The 18,928-nt window shown below is 71.7% G+C and carries 17 protein-coding genes; 5 read left to right on the top strand and 12 right to left on the bottom strand.

All coding sequences use genetic code 11. The annotated features are described in order from the left end of the window. Positions 1-272: 272 nt before the first annotated feature. Together MQP27_RS09515 and MQP27_RS09510 are read right to left on the bottom strand one after the other, a co-directional pair. On the bottom strand, positions 273-872 hold the full coding sequence (locus MQP27_RS09515; RefSeq protein WP_242763783.1) for a histidine phosphatase family protein: 600 nt from the start codon (positions 870-872) through the stop codon (positions 273-275). Between the two features lie 68 nt (positions 873-940). Beyond that, the gene (locus tag MQP27_RS09510; protein ID WP_242763780.1) at positions 941-2,149 is read right to left on the bottom strand and encodes a pyridoxal phosphate-dependent aminotransferase; all 1,209 of its coding nucleotides are present in this window, start codon (positions 2,147-2,149) and stop codon (positions 941-943) included. Between the two features lie 87 nt (positions 2,150-2,236). Here MQP27_RS09510 and MQP27_RS09505 point away from each other — a divergent pair, with 87 nt between their 5' ends. Continuing rightward, a complete protein-coding gene (locus MQP27_RS09505) occupies positions 2,237-2,881 on the top strand; it encodes a winged helix-turn-helix transcriptional regulator (RefSeq protein ID WP_242763778.1) in 645 nt (214 codons plus the stop codon). A gap of 88 nt (positions 2,882-2,969) precedes the next feature. Here the strand turns inward: MQP27_RS09505 and MQP27_RS09500 are convergent, their stop codons facing one another. Genes MQP27_RS09500 through MQP27_RS09490 form a run of 3 tightly spaced genes read right to left on the bottom strand, consistent with a single transcriptional unit; the run spans position 2,970 to position 6,609 of the window. Then, positions 2,970-3,779 (bottom strand): hypothetical protein, encoded by an 810-nt coding sequence (locus MQP27_RS09500; RefSeq protein WP_242763774.1) that lies wholly within the window; start codon positions 3,777-3,779, stop codon positions 2,970-2,972. Then, entirely contained in the window at positions 3,779-5,053 is a 1,275-nt protein-coding gene (locus tag MQP27_RS09495; RefSeq protein WP_242763771.1) for a VWA domain-containing protein, read from the bottom strand. The genes MQP27_RS09500 and MQP27_RS09495 overlap by 1 nt, the downstream gene beginning before the upstream one ends. Positions 5,054-5,109: 56 nt before the next feature. Beyond that, complete coding sequence (locus tag MQP27_RS09490; RefSeq protein WP_242763769.1) at positions 5,110-6,609, bottom strand: IucA/IucC family protein; 1,500 nt, start codon at positions 6,607-6,609, stop codon at positions 5,110-5,112. 93 nt (positions 6,610-6,702) lie between these two features. Here MQP27_RS09490 and MQP27_RS09485 point away from each other — a divergent pair, with 93 nt between their 5' ends. Further along, entirely contained in the window at positions 6,703-8,181 is a 1,479-nt protein-coding gene (locus MQP27_RS09485) for an IucA/IucC family protein (RefSeq protein ID WP_242765049.1), read from the top strand. A gap of 36 nt (positions 8,182-8,217) precedes the next feature. Here MQP27_RS09485 and MQP27_RS09480 read toward each other — a convergent pair whose 3' ends face one another. From MQP27_RS09480 to MQP27_RS09470, 3 genes are read right to left on the bottom strand one after another with little or no spacing between them, the layout of a single operon-like run. Next, the gene (locus tag MQP27_RS09480) at positions 8,218-8,949 is read right to left on the bottom strand and encodes an ABC transporter ATP-binding protein (protein WP_242763767.1); all 732 of its coding nucleotides are present in this window, start codon (positions 8,947-8,949) and stop codon (positions 8,218-8,220) included. Continuing rightward, positions 8,946-11,732, bottom strand: coding sequence for a branched-chain amino acid ABC transporter permease/ATP-binding protein (locus MQP27_RS09475; RefSeq protein ID WP_242763764.1), 2,787 nt, complete (start codon positions 11,730-11,732; stop codon positions 8,946-8,948). Before MQP27_RS09475 ends, MQP27_RS09480 begins: the two co-directional genes overlap by 4 nt. A 40-nt stretch (positions 11,733-11,772) precedes the next feature. Further along, positions 11,773-13,044 (bottom strand): ABC transporter substrate-binding protein, encoded by a 1,272-nt coding sequence (locus MQP27_RS09470; RefSeq protein ID WP_242763761.1) that lies wholly within the window; start codon positions 13,042-13,044, stop codon positions 11,773-11,775. Between the two features lie 395 nt (positions 13,045-13,439). Between MQP27_RS09470 and MQP27_RS09465 the strand changes: the two genes are divergently transcribed. Then, complete coding sequence (locus MQP27_RS09465; protein ID WP_242763758.1) at positions 13,440-14,345, top strand: HipA family kinase; 906 nt, start codon at positions 13,440-13,442, stop codon at positions 14,343-14,345. Continuing rightward, a complete protein-coding gene (locus tag MQP27_RS09460; protein WP_242763755.1) occupies positions 14,342-14,623 on the top strand; it encodes an Rdx family protein in 282 nt (93 codons plus the stop codon). Before MQP27_RS09465 ends, MQP27_RS09460 begins: the two co-directional genes overlap by 4 nt. A 1-nt stretch (position 14,624) precedes the next feature. Here MQP27_RS09460 and aceB read toward each other — a convergent pair whose 3' ends face one another. Both aceB and MQP27_RS09450 read right to left on the bottom strand, forming a co-directional pair. Beyond that, entirely contained in the window at positions 14,625-16,250 is a 1,626-nt protein-coding gene (gene aceB, locus MQP27_RS09455; protein WP_242763753.1) for a malate synthase A, read from the bottom strand. Between the two features lie 184 nt (positions 16,251-16,434). Continuing rightward, positions 16,435-17,034 carry a nucleotidyltransferase family protein gene (locus tag MQP27_RS09450; RefSeq protein ID WP_242763750.1) on the bottom strand — a complete coding sequence of 200 codons (600 nt, stop codon included), beginning with the start codon at positions 17,032-17,034 and terminating at the stop codon, positions 16,435-16,437. A gap of 219 nt (positions 17,035-17,253) precedes the next feature. On the opposite strand from MQP27_RS09450, the gene MQP27_RS09445 reads away from it, so the two are divergent. Beyond that, a complete protein-coding gene (locus tag MQP27_RS09445) occupies positions 17,254-17,541 on the top strand; it encodes a DUF5955 family protein (protein ID WP_242763747.1) in 288 nt (95 codons plus the stop codon). 40 nt (positions 17,542-17,581) lie between these two features. Here MQP27_RS09445 and MQP27_RS09440 read toward each other — a convergent pair whose 3' ends face one another. Both MQP27_RS09440 and MQP27_RS09435 read right to left on the bottom strand, forming a co-directional pair. Beyond that, positions 17,582-18,007, bottom strand: a complete 426-nt coding sequence (locus MQP27_RS09440) for a VOC family protein (protein ID WP_242763744.1) — start codon at positions 18,005-18,007, stop codon at positions 17,582-17,584. A 24-nt stretch (positions 18,008-18,031) separates the two neighbouring features. Beyond that, on the bottom strand, positions 18,032-18,823 hold the full coding sequence (locus MQP27_RS09435) for an IclR family transcriptional regulator (protein ID WP_242763741.1): 792 nt from the start codon (positions 18,821-18,823) through the stop codon (positions 18,032-18,034). Positions 18,824-18,928 lie beyond the last annotated feature (105 nt).

Genomic DNA, 18,928 nt, shown 5'->3' with positions numbered 1-18,928 from the left:
TCCCGTATCCGGTGCCCGGCCGGTGTCAGGAAGTGGTCGTGCGGTGGTCGTGGATGTCGAAAGGCCAGCCCGCGCTTCACCAGCGCCGTGAGCTGCGTCTCCGTACCCCTCAGCCGCCCGGTGACGGGATCGGCGGCGTCGATGACACGCCGCTGGGCGGCGGTCGGCGGTCGTGTCACGGCGTACTCCCTCCGGCACGGGGGAGGCTCCTGCTCCCACCTGCCTCGAAGGTACGACGAGGGTCTGACAGTCGGCCTCGGGGCGGGCCCGGTCTATGCCCCCGGCCGCACGTTCCACCCCGCGATCACCGGCCGCCCGTGCTCCGTCCCCAGCCGGCACACTGTCCCCGTCGCCAGCTGGAAGAGCGCCCCGTCCGAGGGCGGCAGGCCCAGCCGGCGGGCGGTGAGCACCCGCAGGAAATGCCCGTGGGCCACCAGCACCACGCACCCCTCGGTGTTCGCGAACGCCGCGTCCACCTTGGCGAGCATCCGGTCCGCCCGCTCGCCGACCTGCTCCGGCGTCTCCCCGGGATGCTCCGGCGGCCCGGGCGCGACCCCGTCCGTGAACAGGAACCATCCGGGCCGGGTGCGCTGGATCTCGACGGTGGTGATCCCCTCGTAGCCGCCGTAGTCCCACTCCCGCAGGTCCACGTCGACCCGCGTGTCCTGCAGCCCGATCAGCTCGGCGGTCTCCCGCGCCCGCTGAAGCGGACTGACGAACGCGGCCCCGATCCGGTGCGACCGGATGAGCGGCACCAGCCGCCGCGCCTCCTCCCGCCCACGCTCGGTCAGCGGAACGTCCGTCCACCCGGTGTGCCGCCCGGACCGCGACCACTCGGTCTCACCGTGCCGCACGAGGAAGAGATCACCCATGCCTCCCAGGCTAGGAGCCCGGCGGACCCCGCGCCCGACGGCGCTGCCCGACGGCTCTACCGGTCGCGCTACTGGCGGTACCCGCCGAGGAACCGCCCGATCCGGCCGATCGCCGCCTCCAGGTCCTCCGCGTGCGGAAGGGTGAGGATGCGGAAGTGGTCAGGGGTCGGCCAGTTGAAGCCCGTGCCCTGGACCACCTGGATCTTCTCGCGGAGGAGGAGGTCCAGGACGAACTTCTCGTCGTCGTGGATCCTGTGGACCTTGGGGTCGAGACGCGGGAAGGCGTAGAGGGAGCCCCGGGGCTTCACGCACGACACACCCGGGATCTCGTTGAGCTTCTCCCAGGCCACCGTCCGCTGCTGGTGCAGTCGCCCGCCCGGAGCCGTCAGGTCGTTGATGGACTGGCGGCCGCCCAGCGCGGCCTGGATGGCGTACTGGGCGGGCGCGTTGGCGCACAGCCGCATGGACGCCAGCATCGTCAGGCCCTCCAGGTAGTTCTTCGCGTGCTGCTTCGGGCCCGTCACCACCAGCCAGCCCGAGCGGAAGCCGGCCACCCGGTACGTCTTCGACAGGCCGCAGAAGGTGAGGACGACCAGATCGGGGGCGAGTGCCGCGACCGAGTGGTGCACGGCGTCGTCGTACACGATCTGGTCGTAGATCTCGTCGGCGAAGACCATCAGGCCGTGCCTGCGGGCGAGGTCGAGGATGCCCTCGATGATCTCCTTCGGATAGACCGCGCCGGTCGGGTTGTTGGGGTTGATGATGACCACCGCCTTGGTGCGGTCGGTGATCTTCGACTCCATGTCGGTCAAGTCCGGGTACCAGTCGGACTGTTCGTCGCAGAGGTAGTGCACCGCCTTGCCGCCGGCGAGCGTCGTCACCGCCGTCCACAGCGGGAAGTCGGGGGCGGGGATGAGGATCTCGTCGCCGTCCTCCACGAGCGCCTGTACGGCCATCGAGATCAGCTCGGAGATGCCGTTGCCGAGGTAGACGTCGTCGACGTCCACCTCCAGGCCGAGGTTCTGGTAGCGCTGGGCGACGGCCCGGCGGGCGGAGAGGATGCCGCGGGAGTCCGTGTAGCCGTGGGCCTGCGGGAGCATCCGGATCATGTCCTGGAGGATCTCCTCGGGCGCCTCGAAGCCGAAGAGGGCGGGGTTGCCGGTGTTCAGGCGCAGCACGCTGTGGCCCGCCTCCTCCAGCGCGTTGGCGTGCTCGATCACCGGGCCGCGGATCTCGTAGCAGACCTCGCTGAGCTTGTTCGACTGCCGGAACTCCATGCTCGCTCGCCCCTCCGCTTTCGTGTGTTGCTTGGTTTTACCAAGTGCGAGCTTGGAAAGTCCAACAACATGTCTAGACTGCGTCGCATGTCACCACGCCGAAGCTACGACCAGTACTGTTCCGCCGCCCGCGCCCTCGACCTCGTCGGCGACCGCTGGACCCTGCTGATCGTCCGGGAGCTGCTGGCCGGACCGCGCCGCTACACCGACCTGCACGCGGACCTGCCGGGCGTGAGCACCGACGTACTCGCCTCGCGGCTGAAGGACATGGAGCGCGACGGGCTGAGCACCCGGCGCCGGCTGCCACCGCCCGGTGCCGCGTACGTCTACGAACTGACCGACCGCGGACGGGAGTTGATGCCCGTGCTGGCCGCGCTGAGCGCGTGGGGGAGGGCCGAACTGGGCGAGCGGCGGCCCACGGACGCCGTACGGGCGCACTGGTTCGCGCTGCCGCTGCTGCGCGCGCTGGAGGCCGTCGCGGAGGGGCAGGGGGAAGGTCTCGTCGAAGTCCGGCTGGAGGAAGGGGAGTTCCATCTCCACGTCGGCACCGAGAAGGGGCCCGTGTACGGCGACGGGCCCGCGCCCGGCGAGCCCGACGCGCGGCTGGTACTGGACGCGGCGACGTGCGAGGCCGTCAGCCGCGGGGAGTTGAGCCTGGTCGACGCCGTGCGGGCCGGGCGGGTCACGGTGACGGGCGACGGTATGGCGGCCAAGGCGCTGCGCGAGGCATGAGACGCCAGGCATGAGCCGCCAGCCATGAGCCGCCAGGCATGGGAAGGGCCCGCCGACTCCGAAGAGCGGCGGGCCCTTTGACGTACCGTCAGGCGCCCGGCGGCATCCGCCGGGGCCGTCCCGAGCCACGCGTCAGCGCGTAGCCGCCCACTCCCGCGAGCGCGGCCAGCGCACCGCCGATCGCGGTCCACACCCACCGGTCCGACCACCAGCCGGAGGCCCAGCCGTCATCGGGTTCGAGGCTGGAGAGCACCGCCGCCTTGGCCGAATCCCCGTCGCCGTCCCCGGAGTCGGAGGTCGCCGCGATCCCCGGCACCAGCGGCTGCGCCAGCGAGCCGTCCACCGCCGCCGAGCCGCCGATGTCCTTGGAGTCGACCCGCACCGAGGCGTCGATGGGCTGGCCGAGGTCGGCCGTCGTCAGGTTCACCGCGGTCAGCCGGATGTAGTACGTCCCCGGCAGCGGGTCGTCGGCCCACGGCTCCGACCAGGCCCGCACCGTACGCATCACACACGTCAGCTCCACCGACGAGGCACCCTGCGCGGCCGTGCGCGTCTGCGCCCCGTACTGGCAGGCCTGGCGGCGACGCAGGCCGTCGTACACGTCGACCTGCCAGGTCTGGGCCGCGTGCGAGTCCGGGAGCTTCACCGTCGCCTTCACGGTGGGGCGTTGGCCGGCGTCCGCGGGGAACGACCAGTACAGGTAGTCGCCCGTGGAGGCGCTCGCCGTCGCGTCCTGGCCCTGCTCGAACTCGGTCGCCGTACGGAAGGACGTGCCCGCCGAGGTCGGCGCGCCGGCGTCCGAGGAGGCCGAGGGGGACGGCGAGGAGTCGGCGGCGGCCGGTGGGACCGCCAGCCCGAACAGCAGTGCCGCAGTGCCCAACACTCTTGTGATCCGCATCAGTTGGTCCTCCAGACCGCGACCCGCCAGCGCGACACCCAGCCCCAGAGCAGGCCCGCGAGGAACCCGACCAGGACCAGCAGGCCGAGCAGCCACCAGCCGCGTCCGAGGCCGAAGGAGGCCACGTCGGCGGAGTGCGAGGGGCCGTCCACGACGTCGACGGTCAGTTCCAGCGGGAGGCCTGGGGTGGTCTTCACTCCGGCGGCCGGCGAGAAGGAGTTGGTCACCTGGAGGCACACGGTCTCCGCGGCCGGTTTGTCGCTGTCGTCGTCGTCCCGTTCGGGCTTCGGGTACCGAAGTCCCGTGGAGATGACGTCCGTTCGGCCGTTCCCCGCGGCCTCGCCGCGCACGATCTCCCGGCCATGCAGGGTGACGGCCCGCAGCAGCGTGCCGTAGTCGGGGCCGACGGCCCGATCGGCGGACACGCTGACGGAGGCGCGCAGTTCCTGGCCCGCCTGGACCTCCACGCGGTACCAGCGCTCCTGCCCGAACTCCTCGCGGTCGGTGTACAGACCGGACTTGAGCACCGGAGCGTCGGTGCACTGCGCGGCGCCCTCGGTGGCCACCGGCGTCACCACCGGATCGGCCGCCCGGTCCACCAACTGGTTGACCTTGTCGGTGAGTTCATCGGTGTGCTCGACCGAGGTGTACGTGCCGCCGGTCGCCTCGGCGATGCAGCTGAGCTGCTTGCTCAGCTTGGTGCTGGGGACCAGGCCGAGCGTGTCGATGGTCGTGCCGATGCCCTTCGCGGCGATCTCGCGGGCCACCTCGCACGGGTCGAGCGGGGCGCAGGTGTCCTCGCCGTCGGTGATCAGGACGATGCGCTTGGAACCCTCGCCGGAGCCGAGGTCGTCGGCCGCCTTCAACAGGGCCGGTCCGATCGGGGTCCAGCCGGTCGGCGAGAGCGTGGCCACCGCGGTCTTCGCCTCGGTGCGGTCCAAGGTGCTGACCGGGTAGAGCTGCGCGGTGTCCTTGCAGCCCGTCTTCTGGTCGTCGCCCGCGTAGTCGGCGCCCAGCGTGCGGATGCCCAGCTGGACCTCCTCGGGCGTCGCGTCGAGGACCTCGTTGAACGCCTGCTTCGCCGCCGCCATCCGGGTCCCGCCGTCGATGTCCCGGGTCCGCATGGACCCGCTGACGTCGAGCACGAGGTCGACCTTCGGGGTGGCGTCGCCCGTGGGTTCGCCGGCGCTCGCCGCGGCCGGGAACGCGAGCCCGGCCGCCAGGGCGGCGAGCAGAGCGCACACTCCTGCCGCCAGCCGTTGTGTTCTGATCATCGGCGGATCTTATTGATCACAGGCGCCGGGCTCCAAAACGCGCGGTCAGGCCCCCTTCAGCGCAGGGGGTTGGGCAGGCCGGTCCACTGGTCCCCGGGCGTCCCTGGCGACATCCGCATCAGCGTCAACGCCTTCGCGGGCAGCGGTTCTTTGAGCAGCGCGACCAGGTCCGGGGTGCGCGGCAGATCCCGTACGGCCGTCTCCAGCGCCGCCCCCAGCGCGGGCGCCGAACCCGCCGTACCGGCCAGCGCGCCCGCGACCAGCGACCCGAACAGCTTGCGGCGCAGGGCCCGCACGTCGTCCGTGACGATCCGGCCGGTCAACTCGGGGACGGGGACGCCGTGTCGGGCCAGCCGGACCGGGCTGACCCGGATGTCCGCGAGGTCGCGGTAGACCAGCCGCAGCGGGGCACCCGTGTCCGAGAGGACGACCAGGAAGTTCTGGCCGTGCGCCTCGAGGGCCACACCGAGTTCCAGCAGGCGCAGGCCGACGGTGAGGGTGAGGCGGGTGAAGTCCGCGAGCCAGCCGGGGGATTCGGGCAGCTCGGTGGTCGAGAGCGCCGCCACCGGCACTACTCGTTCGCCGCGCTCGGTCGCCGCGTACGTCTGCGGCGACTCCCGCAGTACGGCGGCCAGGTCGGGGGAGCCGGCGGTCGCCGCGCCCAGCGTCCGCGTGACGTGCAACAGGCCGTCCGAGCGGGCCGAGAGGGACTCCGCGAACGCCGACAAGGTCGCCGAGAGCCCGATCGAGTAGGCCGAGATGTCGCGGACCGAGGACGTCAGCCGGGCGCTCAGCGCGGTCTTGACGTGGGGCCCATCCGGCACGGCGAGCGTACGCAGGGACATGAGCGGGTGCGCCGTGAACCCCGCCTCGATCGCCCCTTTCAGCACATGCTTCGCCTGCCACGGATGCACCGGCAGCAACAGCCGCCCCGCGTCCCGCAGTTCCTCCGGCCACACCCCGGTCACCAGGCACTCCTCGGCCCGCACCGGCACCGACCCGAGCTCCACGACCGGCCGGTGCTCGGGCCCGTACGCGAGCTGCTCGGCCACCGAGAAGCCGGGCCGGGAACGGCAGCCCGGGTGGTACGGGTGCCCGTCGACCACCCGCTGCTCCCACTCCCAGTCCCGCATGGGCCACTCTTTCGGGCGGTCCTCCTGCCCGGCCCGGGACAGCGCCAACGAGGCGACGCTGTGCCCGAGTTCGGCCGCGAAGCCCTCGCCGTGCGGTACGGCGAGCTCGGTCATCAGCCGCGCCGGATGGTCGCACGACACCTCGCCGAGCCGTACGGCGGTGACGTACGCGGCGGTCGCGTACGGGTCCGCGGCCGGGCCGTGCAGCCGCCGCCCGTCGCGCAGGCGCAGCGTGAGGCCCTCCCGGCCGGGCTCCCGTCCGCCGATCCACGGCAGCGGCTCGTGCGCGAGCGCCCGCCACAGCCGGGTCAGCACCGCGGCCCGGGCACCCGGCAGCTCGGCCGCGTACCGTGGCAGAAGGCCGGGGCGTACGGCGGCCAGCTCGTCGGCGACCTCGGCCTCCGCGGGGTGGGGACGGTGCACGGGCGGGCTCCTCGGGTACGAGTAGGGCGTCACGAACGGGAGGTGACGACGTACATACTGATCATCTCCGCCCGAACGGACATCGAAGAACGAGTGGATCGCGTGGAACTCATCCCCCCGCCGGCCGGTGACGACGCCGCCGACGCGTACGCGGCAGCACCGCTGCTCAACTGTCTGCTGCGCGAGGTCGCCGAGCCCGCCGGACGCGGCAGGTACCGGCTGCCCGGCGTGGACCGGCTGCTGCGGGTGCGCGGTGGACGGCGCCCCCGCGACCCCGAGGTCTACGCGGCGGGCCGCTGGCACCACATCGGCCACACCGAGCTGGTCAAACTCGTCGCCGAGGAACTGCGCCGCCACACCGGCCTGTCCAACCACGAGCTCCCCGCCGAGATGATCGACAGCCGTGACGCGGTGGCCGCGATCCTCGCCGCGCGCGCCCGGGCGACGCCGCCCGAGGACCCGTACCTGCGCTCCGAGCAGTCCCTCATCACCGGCCACCCCTACCACCCCGCCCCCAAGGCGCGCGGCGGCGGCCCGGTCGCCGGGTGGCTGCCGTACGCGCCCGAGGCGTACGCCCGTTTCCCGCTCACGCTGCTCGGCGTGCGCGCGGACACGGTCGTCGAGGAGGGCGACACCTCCGCGCTCGACGCCCTCGGCGAGGCCCCGCCCGGCTACCGGCTGCTGCCCGCCCACCCCTGGCAGCTCGACCTCCTTGACCTCGACGCCGCCTTCGCCGACGGCCGGCTGATCCGGCTGGGCACCACGTCCTTCGAGGTGTGGCCGACGGCCGCGATCCGCACGCTGTACGCGCCCGGGCCGGACCTGTTCCTGAAGTTCAGCCTCGATGTCCGCATCACCAACGACATCCGCCGGCTGTGGCGCCACGACCTGCGGAAACTGCGCCGCACGGACAAGGCGGTGACGAAGGCCTTCGCGTCGATCGCCGGACCGGCCGCCTGGCTCAGCGACCGCGGCTACCGCACCGCCGATTTCGCCTTCGAGGAACTCGCCGTCCTGGTCCGCGACGGACTGCGCGGCCACCTCCTGCCCGGCGCGACCCCGCTGCTGGCCGCGGGCCTGGTGGAGGGCTTCGAGGGCAGCCCGCTCGCCGCCGCTGGAGAGCCGGACGCCTGGTGGCAGGCGTATCTGAGGGCCGTCGTACCCCCTGCGCTCGCGGCCTTCGACGACCACGGCGTCGTACTCGAGGCACACCTGCAGAACACGCTGGTCGCGGTGGATCCCGAGGGCACCCCCGTGCAGGCGCTGTTCCGGGACGCGGAGGGCGTGAAGCTGCTCGCGGACGTGGGGCGGGCGGCCGGGTGGGAGCGGCTGGTGTACTGCCTGGTCGTCAACCACCTCACGGAGGTCGCGGCGGCCCTCGCCGAGCGCCACCCCGGCCTCGACCCGTGGCCCGCCGCGCGCCGCGCCTTCGCCCGCCACGACCTCCCGGAGATCGCCGGACTGCTCACCTCCCCGACCCTCCCCGGCAAGACGAACCTGCTCCTGCGCTGGACCGGCGCGGACGGCGCCGCCGCCCGCTACCTGCCGCTGCCGAACCCGCTGGCGGGGTGAGCCGCCGCAGGCCGGCCGGTCCGTCCCGGCCGGCCGCTACGGAACGGTTTCCGCCACCGGCTCGCCCAGATACGCCCGTTCCAGCAGCCCGGGGTCGGCCACGAGGCTCGCGGCGGACCCGCTCAGAAGGGTGTCGCCGTGCACCAGGACCACCGCCCGGTCCGCCAGCTCCAGGGCCAACCGGACATGCTGCTCGACGAGCACGACCGCCGTACCGGTGTCCTCGGCGATCCGCCTGACGATCGGCAGCAGTTCCTCGACGATCACCGGCGCCAGCCCCATGCTGAGTTCGTCGATGAGCAGCACCCGCGGGTTCTGGATCATGGCACGGCCCAGGGCGAGCATCTGCTGCTCCCCGCCGGAGAGCATGCCGGCCGCGACCTTCAGCCGCTTGCCCAGCGCCGGGAAGTAGTCGAGCACCTGCTCCAGGGTGCCGCCCCGGCGCCGCCGGGCGAGCGTCAGGTTGTCCCGCACCGTCAGCTGGGTGAACAGCGCCCGGTCGTCGGGTACGAGGACCAGCCCCCGCCGCGCGACCTCACGCGCCCGCCCGGCGTGCGTCGGCCGCCCGTCCAGGGTGACCGACCCGCCCAGACGTGGCAGCAGGCCCGCCAGTGTCGACAACAGGGTTGTCTTCCCGGCGCCGTTGGGCCCCAGCAGCACGGTGATCTCGCCGGCGAGCAGCCTCAGGTCGAAGGCGCGCACCACGGGCCGCCCCTTGGTGTAGCCCGCGTCCACGCCCTCACATGTCAGTAGTTCCCGCCCGGTCACTGGACGACCTCCCCACGTACCTCGCGCTCCTCGACCCCGGCCGCGCCGAGATAGGCGGTGGCGACCCTCGGATCTGCCTTGATCTCGGCGGGAGTTCCGTCCGCTATCACCTTTCCGAGGTCCAGTACGACGATCCGGTCGCACACGTCGAGCACCAACCCCATGTCGTGGTCGATCAGCAGGACAGTCACACCGTCTGCGCGTACGGCCCGCAAGCGGTCGCCCAGCCAGCGGCTCTCGGAGCTGTCCAGGCCGGCCGCCGGCTCGTCGAGGAGCAGCACCCGGGGGCGTCCGGCGAGAGCACGGGCGATCGACACCAACTGCCGCCTGCCCTGGGACAGTTCACGCGCCGGCTGGGACCGGTACCGGCTCAGGTGCAGGGTCTCGAAGAGCCGGGTCCGCAGCGCCGGCCCCTGCATGCTGCCGACATGGTCGCCGCCGTGCCGGGCCGCGGCCTCGCCGACCAGTACGTTCTCCTCCACGCTGAGGTCCTCGTAGAGCTCGATGCCCTGGAACGTGCGCCCGAGTCCGGCCCGGCCCCGCTGATGCGGCTTCAGCGACGAGACCGGCCGCCCGTCGAACTCGACCGTTCCCGTACTGCGGTTGTAACCGCTGATCGCGTCGAGCAGCGTGGTCTTCCCGGCGCCGTTCGGGCCGATCACCCCGACGATCTCACCCGAGCGCACGTCGAAGGAGACGGAGTCGACGGCCACCACACCGCCGTAGCGCACGGACACATCGCGCACCGACAGCACCACCTCGCCCGGATCGGGTACCGGTGCCCGGGCGGGCGGCGCCGTGCCGGTCAGCGCCTCGGAGTCCTGGTCTTCGGCGGTGTCGGCGGCGGGCCGGCGGCGCTGTCGCAGTCTGGCCATCAGCTCGTGCGCCGGTCCGACGAGGCCCTCCGGGTTCGTGATCACGGTGAGCACCAGGCCGATGCCCATGACCACGCCGTACCACTCGCCCATGGAAAGGGCCCGGTCCAGCAGTACGGGCAGCAGCGCCCCGGCCCCCATCACCCCGGCCAGGATGCCGCCGGACAGGGCGGTGATGCCCGCCAGGTACGCGGTGGCGAACAGCCCGAGCCCGCCGATCGCGGTGAACATCTCGGCGTCGGCGACGGACTGCTGGTAGCCCAGCAGAGCACCCCCGAGCCCGGCGATGAACGCTCCGATCGCGAAGGCGACGATCTTCGTACGGGCGACGTCGATGCCCGCTGCGGCGGCCGACCTCTCGTTGGCGCGCACGGCCAGCATCGCCGCGCCGAGCCGGCTGCGGCGCAGCCACGCCACACCCAGCCCGACCAGCAGCAGCACCGCCAGACACAGCAAGGCGAACGGGATGCGCGGATAGTCCTCGCCGGCGCCGATGCCGAGGTCGATCCCGAACAGGTGCGGCGACGGGATCTTCGAGCCGTCCAGGCCGCCGTTGAGTTCGGTGTTGCGGAACCAGAAGGCCTCAAGGGCCACGGCCAGCGCGACGGTCACCACGGCGGCCGGCAGTCCGCGGATCCGCAGGGCGGGAAGCCCGATCACCACGCCGATCACCATGGCCGCCACAGCCGCCAGCAGGGGGGCGAACGGGAAGGGGATCCCCCACCCCGAACTCAGTTTGCTGAGGCTGAAGGCGCCCACTCCGGCCAGGGTCAGCTGGGCGAGCGATATCTGGCCGGCGAATCCGGTGACGACCACCAGCGACAGCGAGATCACCGCCAGGGTCAACGAGGTGATCACCGCGGCACGGATGCTCCCGCGGGTGGCGAGGAGGACGACGACACCCGCGACCGTGCTCACCAGCGTCGGGACCAGGACGCGGTCGGGCCGCGGCGCGCGGCCGAGCGCCTGCTGGATCAGTGCCCCGCGGGTGGGCAGGGGCCTGCCGCGGGCCACCAGGTAGGCCAGGATCACGGCCAGCGGCACCAGTTGGGCCACACCGGTCTGCGGCAGCCAGGACCACTTGCCCTGCAGGAACTGCAACTCCGACTGAAGCATCCCGATCACCAGGCCGGCTCCCACCGCGGGGACCAGCGCGGTGAAGTTGCCGACCAGCGCCGCCGCGAGGGCCGGCACGATGAACAGGGTGTACGAGATCGGCACCAGGGGCACGATCGGCGCGATCAGAATGCCGGACAGGCCGGCGATCGCCGAGCTCAGCGCCCAGTTCGCCACGGCGATCCGCTCCGGTGACAGTCCGCTGACCAGCGCGCCCTTCTCCGACTCCGCCGCCGCCCTGGCCGCCAGCCCGAACCGGGTCAGCCGGAACACCAGCGCCAGCGCGACGGTCAGTACGACGATGACGGCCGCGAACCACAGCCGGTCGCCGGGGATGCGCGTCCCGCCCCAGTCGACGGGGTCGTTCGGCAGGATGGCCCTGACCGACACCGCCGCGGTGCCCACCCGCGCGGCGAGCACGGCCTGGATCACCAGCATCACCCCGATCGAGGCGACGGCCTTGGCCACCGGAGGCGCCGAGCGCAGCTGCCGGAAGACCAGCCCGTACAGCACCGTCCCCAGCACGGCGGCGAGCACCAGCGAGATCGCCATCGCCGGGAGGAGCCCGAGCGGTCCGCCGAGCCCGACCGTGGTCGGCAGGCCCGGTATCGGCACCAGCAACTCACCCTGGCGCAGGAACGCGTAGGTGTACGCGCTGTACAGCGCGATCGCCCCGGTCGCGAAGTTGACCACTCCCGAACTGCGGTAGGTCAGCGTCAGCGCCAGCGCGAGCGCGCCGAACACCGCCCCATTTCCCAGTCCCAGCAACAGAAACACGATGTACTGGCTCATCGGCGAGACCGTTCCTTCCGGCTGCTCCGACTACTTCGAGCTACTTCGAGAACAACGGACTGGGATCGATGACCCGCACCTTCTCCAGCTTGCCGCCGGCCATCGTGCCGGTGACCACGTTCGCCGAGCAGGGCGCGATCATCCCCGGTACCGCCTTGGAGTCGCACGTGAACTTGGTGCCGTGGCCGGCGGGCAACGGGATGTCCTTGGCCGCGTGCAGGGCCGCGGTGATCGTCTTCGGTGTGACCTCGCCGGTCAGGCCGTGCAGCGCGCGCACCAGACCGAGCACTCCCTGGTACCCGACCGCCGCGTATCCCTGAGTCGGGGTGTGGGGGCTGTACCGCTGCATCACCTGGCGGTAGAGCCGGGCCTCGTAGTCGTCGCTGGCCGTGTCGAACCCGCTGAACACCTGCGCGCCGTCCATGGTCGCGCCGACGGCGTCGAGGACCTCGGGGGCCGCGCACGACTGGACGACCTCCCGCGGGATGCCGGCGCCGAGTGTGCCCATCGCCTGCAGCACCGAGGTGCACACGGTCGACTCGCCGATGACGGCGACGCCGTCGGGCTTCTTCGCCAGTGCGGCACTCACCTGGGGCGACGCGTCCGGCGTGCCCGCGGCGATGGTCACGATCTGCAGGTCGATGCCGGCCTTGGCGAAGACCGGCTTGCCGATGGCCTGCATACCGCTGACCGCGGCCGGAACGTCGATCACGAACGCGGCGACCTTCTTGTACCCCTGCTCCTTCGAGTACGAGGCCATCGCCGTCATGTTCGCCACGAAACCGCCCGTCCAGGAGAACGCGTCGGCGCTGGTGGCCTCGGAGTTGCTGGCGCCCACGGCCGTGGTCCAGGGAATTCCGGCCTTGGTCACGATCGGCACCATGGAGTCACCCAGACCGCTGCTCGTCAGGACGACCGCGGCGACCTTCTGCTCGACCATCCGGTTCGCGCAGTCCCGTGCGGTCGCGGGCTCCTCCTTGGTCTTGCAGATCACGAAGGTGATCGGCCGGCCCGCGATCCCGCCGAGGTTGGCGTTGGCGTACTGCCGGGCCGCTTCGGCGGCCTCCCTGTTCTCGGGCTGGCTGGTGGCGGCGCCGCCCTCGTTGGTGATCAGGCCGATCCTGACCGGCGTGCCCGTGGCCTTCTTGCCCGGGAACGCGCTCGCCAGCGCGGCGGGTATCTCGGTGCTGCTCGCGGTCGTGGAGCCACCGCCGCTGTCGGAGCAGCCGGCGAGCAGGACCGCGGCCGAGACCAGCGTGGCCGATGCCCGTGACCGAGGGGAGGAGAAGACGCGTCTGACCGACTCAATCATGTTTGCTTCCCGAAGTGTCGGCGAGTGCCCGGCACTCGCTGCGATCAGCGATCGGCGAATCGGCGGCGCAGCGGCTCGGAGCACGGCTGCGCTGCCGCCTGAGATGTTCGTCAGCCCGTGACGGGCCGCGGGATCGGTAACTGCGGGGGCAGTGCGCTCATCTCCGCTCCTTCGCGACAAGATGCTGCGGCTCCGCAGGCCGAGATCATGTGGTCACTCTGTGTAGCATCCGGCCCGCAAGGAAGAAGAGTATACGCAATTGGCCTCTGCTGGAATATGTTGCGCAGCCTCCCGTTGCGCGGACAGCGTCCAGGCTCGTAATGAGGATGCGGAATTTGGGTCATCCTGCTTTGGTTACTATGTCTACTTCACGCCCGGAGCGGTGGGAGTCGCCCATGTTGAGAGAGGTCACCGCGACCCGCTACGTCGCTCCCCTCCACTCCGGCGGGTCCGTCCCCGGGGTCGTCGAGGCCGACGACCTCGGCGTCTACGTCGTGAAGTTCACCGGCTCCGCGCAGGGGCGCAAGGCGCTGGTCGCCGAGGTGATCGTGGGGGAGCTGGCGCGTGCGCTGGGGCTGCGCTTCCCCGAGCTGGTCCTGGTCCACTTCGACCCGGCGATCGCCGAGAGCGAGCCGCACCAGGAGGTCCGCGACCTGCATGCCGCGAGCGGCGGCGTCAACCTCGGCATGGACCACCTGCCGGGCGCCAGGGACTTCACCCCCGAGCTCGCGAAGCACTTCCGGGTGGACCCCCTGGAGGCCGGCCGGATCGTCTGGCTCGACGCGCTGACCACCAATGTGGACCGTACGGTCCACAGCTCCAACCTGATGGTCTGGCCGACGCTCGGCGTCGCACCCCCGCGGCTGTGGCTGATCGACCACGGCGCGGCCCTCGTCTTCCACCACCGCTGGGACGGCGCGGACCCGGAGAAGGCGTACGACTTCCGGCACCACGCCCTCGGCCACTACGGTCCCGATGTCCGCGCGGCCGACATGGAGTTGGCGCCGAAGGTCACGCGGGAGCTGCTGCGGCGGATCGTCGCGGAGGTCCCCGACGCCTGGCTGACGGACTTCGCGACGCCCGACGAGGCCCGGGACGCCTACGTGACCTACCTCCACGCGCGCGTGCGGGCCTCCGCGGCCTGGCTGCCCACCGACTTCCCCACCCGGGAGGAACTCGCCGCCGAGGAAGCCCTCAGGGCGGCGCGCACACAGGAAGGCCGGCCGAAGTGGCTGAAGCGGGTCCCCGACCTGCACGGCAAACCGGCCGCGGAACAGGATTGGTCGGTGCACCTCGGATGAGTCCCGTCGTACAGATCGAGTACTGCACCCAGTGCCGCTGGCTGCCCCGCGCGGCCTGGCTGGCGCAGGAGCTGCTCACCACCTTCGAGGCGGAGCTGGGCGAGCTGTCGCTGAAGCCCGGCACGGGCGGGGTGTTCGTGGTGCGGGTCGACGACGAGGTGGTCTGGGACCGCAGGGAACAGGGCTTCCCGGAGCCGACGGCCGTGAAGCGGGCCGTACGCGACCGAGTGGCCCCGGGGAAGTCCCTGGGCCACTCGGACAAGGCGTCACAGGAGTAGGTCAGCCCTTGAGCTGCTCGTACGCGGGCAGTGTGAGGAAGTCCGCGTAGTCGTCGTCGAGGGAGACCTGGAGGAGCAGGTCGTGGGCCTGCTGCCAGTGGCCGGCCGCGAAGGCCTCCTCGCCGATCTCCGCCCGGATGTCGGAGAGTTCCTCGGCGGCGATCTTACGGGCCAGCTCCGGGGTGGCGAGTTCGCCGTTCTCGAACTCGACGCCCGCGTTGATCCACTGCCAGATCTGCGAGCGGGAGATCTCGGCGGTCGCCGCGTCCTCCATGAGGTTGAAGATGGCGACCGCGCCGAGCCCGCGCAGCCAGGCCTCGATGTAACGGATGCCCACCTGAACGGCGTTGACCAGTCCGTTGTACGTCGGCTTCGCGTCCAGCGAGTCGATCGCGATCAGGTCGGCCGCCTCGACGTGGACGTCCTCGCGCAGCCGGTCCTTCTGGTTCGGCTTGTCGCCGAGGACGCGGTCGAAGGACTCCATGGCGATCGGGACCAGGTCGGGGTGGGCGACCCAGGAGCCGTCGAAACCGTCGTTCGCCTCACGGTCCTTGTCGGCGCGGACCTTCTCGAAGGCCACCTTGTTGACCTCGGCGTCCCGGCGCGAGGGGATGAAGGCCGCCATGCCGCCGATCGCGTGCGCGCCCCGCTTGTGACAGGTACGGACGAGGAGTTCGGTGTACGCCCGCATGAACGGGGCCGTCATCGTCACGGCGTTGCGGTCCGGCAGCACGAACTTGGCGCCGCCGTCACGGAAGTTCTTCACGATGGAGAACAGGTAGTCCCAGCGGCCGGCGTTCAACCCCGAGGCGTGGTCGCGGAGTTCGTAGAGGATCTCCTCCATCTCGTACGCCGCCGTGATCGTCTCGATCAGGACGGTGGCGCGGATGGTGCCCTGCGGGATGCCGACGTAGTCCTGCGCGAAGACGAACACGTCGTTCCACAGGCGGGCTTCGAGGTGCGACTCCGTCTTCGGGAGGTAGAAGTACGGGCCCTTGCCGAGGTCGAGCAGCCGCTGGGCGTTGTGGAAGAAGTAGAGCCCGAAGTCGACGAAGGCGCCGGGGACTTGCGAGCCGTCGGCGTCGACGAGGTGCCGCTCGCCGAGGTGCCAGCCGCGCGGCCGCATGACGACGGTGGCGAGTTCGGCATCGGCCTTGAGGGCGTACGACTTGCCGGAGGCGGGGTCCGTGAAGTCGATGTTGCGGGTGTACGCGTCGGCCAGGTTGACCTGGCCGAGGACCACGTTTTCCCAGGTGGGCGCGGAGGCGTCCTCGAAGTCCGCGAGCCAGACCTTTGCGCCGGAGTTGAGGGCGTTGATGGTCATCTTGCGGTCGGTGGGGCCGGTGATCTCGACGCGGCGGTCGTTCAGGGCCGCGGGGGAGGGGGCCACCTTCCAGGAGTCGTCGGCGCGGATCGCGGCCGTCTCCGGAAGGAAGTCGAGCGTTGAGGTGCGGGCGATCTCGGCGCGGCGCTCCGCGCGGCGGGCGAGGAGCTCGTCACGCCGGGGCGTGAACCGCCGGTGCAGCTCGGCCACGAAGGCGAGCGCCGCGTCGGTGAGGACCTCCTCCTGCCGGGGCAGGGGCTCGGCGTCGACGATGGCCAGCGGGGACGGCGCTGGTGCGGACATGAGCTGTCACTTCCTTCAGCGGTGGCACCGGGTGCCAGTCGAACCGGGTACGTCGGGAAGCGCCCCTGGAGCGGCAGGGCGCTTCTGAACAGTGGATACTAGTTTCCTCATTGTGGAAGTTCAATGGTTTGTTGATATCGAGATTCTCCGGGTCGAGGCAAGGTGGCGCTGAGTGCCACCACGCTCACTCAAGGTGGACCAGGTCGGCCTCCGTGTCGATGTCGTACGGCTCGGCCACGTCCCCGCACTCGACGAGCCCGACCGCGTCCGCATGCGCCTTGAGGTAGGCCCGAGCCCCCCGGTCCCCGGTCGCGCTCGCGGCGATGCCGTCCCAGTGCGCGGCCCCGAACAGCACGGGATGCCCGCGAACGCCGTCGTAGGCGGCGGACACGAGCGAGGACTCGTCCGCGAAGCCGGCGAGCACCCGGCGTACGGCCGCCACTCCGACCCCCGGCTGGTCGACGAGCGAGACCAGCGCGGCCCGGGCCCCCGTCCCCGCGAGCGAACCCAGCCCGGCCCGCAGCGAGGACCCCATCCCCGCCTCCCACTCCGGGTTCTCCACGAGCACGCACCCGTCCAGCCGCGCCCGCTCCCTCACGTCGGCTGCGCGCGCCCCCAGGACGACATGGACGCGGGCGCAGCCGGCCGCGCGCAGCACGCCGACGGCGTACTCGACGAGCGGCCGGCCGCGGTGTTCCAGCAGCGCCTTGGGCCGCCCGCCGAGCCGCCGCCCACCGCCCGCGGCGAGCACCAACCCGGCCACCTGCTGTTCGTTCTGCGTCATGGGTCCTGCTTACCTGACGCGGAGGCGAGTGCCCGGTTTCAGGGGGCTGAATTTCGGTCCGCACTGTGGCGCACCCGGCATCGGGTGGCGTTTACTGACCCGCGTCCCCGGCGCCCGACCAACGCCACGGGACTGTTTCGCGGGAGCAGGGCACCGAGTGAGGGCGCACGACGGCGTGCGAGGGGGAGAGCTGTGTTGCGGAGCTTGGGACAGAGGCCAGTGACCGGCAGCGACGAGGACCCGAGAGTGGCGGAACTGCGCACGGCGGTCTCCCGCCTGCGCCGTGAACTGGCCGCGCACCCCGCGGAGTTCCCCGACCGCGGCATCGCGGAGGACGAACTGGCCGCCCTGGCCGCGATGACGATCGACGGCGCCCCCGAGATCCCCCGCCTGCGCCGCTCCCTGCTGCTGATCGCGGGCGCGATCGGCTCGGTGAGCGCCCTGTCCCGGGGCCTGTCGGAGGTACGCAGCGCGGTGGAGCTGTTCGGGGAGCCACCGCGAGGCTGAGCCGGCGGGCCGGACAACTCACCGGACACTCACCGCGCGCTCAGTCGATGCAGAACTCGTTGCCCTCGACGTCCTGCATCACGATGCACGAGTCGGTGCCGTCGTACAGCAGCCGCTGGCGTACGGCGCCCAGCGGAAGCAGCCGTGCGCACTCGGCCTCCAGAGCGGCCAGGCGCTCCTCGCCGACGAGTCCGGTGCCCACCCGCACGCACAGATGCACCCGGTTCTTGACGACCTTGCTCTCGGGAACCCGCTGGAAGAACAGCCGCGGGCCCACGCCCGTGGGGTCGACGCAGGCGAACCACGAACCCCGGTCCTCGGGCGGCCGCGTCAGATCGAAGTCGGCCCAACTGGCGAAGCCCTTCGGGGGTGTTGCCTCGTACCCCAGCACCTCGCACCAGAAGCGGGCGACACGCTCGGGGTCCGCGCAGTCGAAGGTGACCTGGAACTGCTTGACCGTTGGCATCGGCGCACCCTAACAGGCGCGCCGCTAGCCGCCGGAGCTGGCCAGCGCCGCGGAGAGCTCGACGGCCACCTGCTGGAGCACCGGCACGATCTTCTCCGTGGCGGCCTCGGTGACCCGGCCGGCCGGACCGGAGATCGAGATCGCCGCCGCCGTGGGGGAGTCGGGCACGGAGACCGCGAGGCAGCGCACCCCGATCTCCTGCTCGTTGTCGTCCACGGCGTACCCCTGCCGGCGCACGTCCTCCAACGCCGCCAGGAAACCGTCCGGCGTGGTGATCGTCTTCTCCGTCGCGGCCGGCATCCCGGTCCGGGAGAGCAGCGCCCGCACCTCGTCGTCGGGGGTGTTCGCGAGCAGCGCCTTGCCCACGCCGGTCGAGTGCGGCAGCACGCGCCGGCCCACCTCGGTGAACATCCGCATCGAGTGCTTCGACGGCACCTGCGCCACGTAGACGATCTCGTCCCCGTCCAGCAGCGCCATGTTCGCGGTCTCCCCGGTCTCCTCGACCAGCCGGGCCAGATAGGGCCGGGCCCAGGTGCCCAGCAGCCGGGCGGAGGACTCCCCGAGCCGGATCAGCCGCGGCCCGAGCGCGTACCGCCGGTTCGGCTGCTGACGGACGTAACCGCAGGCCACCAGCGTGCGCATCAGGCGGTGGATGGTCGGCAGGGGCAGCCCGCTGCTCGCGGAGAGCTCGCTCAGGCCGACCTCGCCGCCCGCGTCGGCCATCCGCTCCAGCAGGTCGAAGGCGCGCTCGAGGGACTGGACCCCGCCGCCGGCGGACTTGACGGGGTCGGTGGTGCTGGCGCTGGACGTCGGCACGGCGCGTTCCTTTCGGGGCGGACAGGAAGGGCAGAAGCCTACCCGGCGGTCGGTTGACTCCCCGGTTGTGCGTAGCTACGTTCTGCTTGCCGGAATTCTAATTCC

Origin of the sequence: Streptomyces cylindrosporus, assembly GCF_022698165.1 — a bacterium.
Classification (GTDB): Bacteria; Actinomycetota; Actinomycetes; order Streptomycetales; family Streptomycetaceae; genus Streptomyces; species Streptomyces cylindrosporus.
Note: the sequence above shows the minus strand (reverse complement) of the source record. Positions and strands in the feature narration are given on the sequence as shown.

Coding starts and splice junctions, on each gene's coding strand:
- MQP27_RS09515 (WP_242763783.1), bottom strand. CDS start 872: ATGGGTGATCTCTTCCTCGTGCGGCACGGTGAGACCGAGTGGTCGCGG.
- MQP27_RS09510 (WP_242763780.1), bottom strand. CDS start 2,149: ATGGAGTTCCGGCAGTCGAACAAGCTCAGCGAGGTCTGCTACGAGATC.
- MQP27_RS09505 (WP_242763778.1), top strand. CDS start 2,237: ATGTCACCACGCCGAAGCTACGACCAGTACTGTTCCGCCGCCCGCGCC.
- MQP27_RS09500 (WP_242763774.1), bottom strand. CDS start 3,779: ATGCGGATCACAAGAGTGTTGGGCACTGCGGCACTGCTGTTCGGGCTG.
- MQP27_RS09495 (WP_242763771.1), bottom strand. CDS start 5,053: ATGATCAGAACACAACGGCTGGCGGCAGGAGTGTGCGCTCTGCTCGCC.
- MQP27_RS09475 (WP_242763764.1), bottom strand. CDS start 11,732: ATGAGCCAGTACATCGTGTTTCTGTTGCTGGGACTGGGAAATGGGGCG.
- MQP27_RS09470 (WP_242763761.1), bottom strand. CDS start 13,044: ATGATTGAGTCGGTCAGACGCGTCTTCTCCTCCCCTCGGTCACGGGCA.
- MQP27_RS09465 (WP_242763758.1), top strand. CDS start 13,440: ATGTTGAGAGAGGTCACCGCGACCCGCTACGTCGCTCCCCTCCACTCC.
- MQP27_RS09460 (WP_242763755.1), top strand. CDS start 14,342: ATGAGTCCCGTCGTACAGATCGAGTACTGCACCCAGTGCCGCTGGCTG.
- aceB (WP_242763753.1), bottom strand. CDS start 16,250: ATGTCCGCACCAGCGCCGTCCCCGCTGGCCATCGTCGACGCCGAGCCC.
- MQP27_RS09450 (WP_242763750.1), bottom strand. CDS start 17,034: ATGACGCAGAACGAACAGCAGGTGGCCGGGTTGGTGCTCGCCGCGGGC.
- MQP27_RS09440 (WP_242763744.1), bottom strand. CDS start 18,007: ATGCCAACGGTCAAGCAGTTCCAGGTCACCTTCGACTGCGCGGACCCC.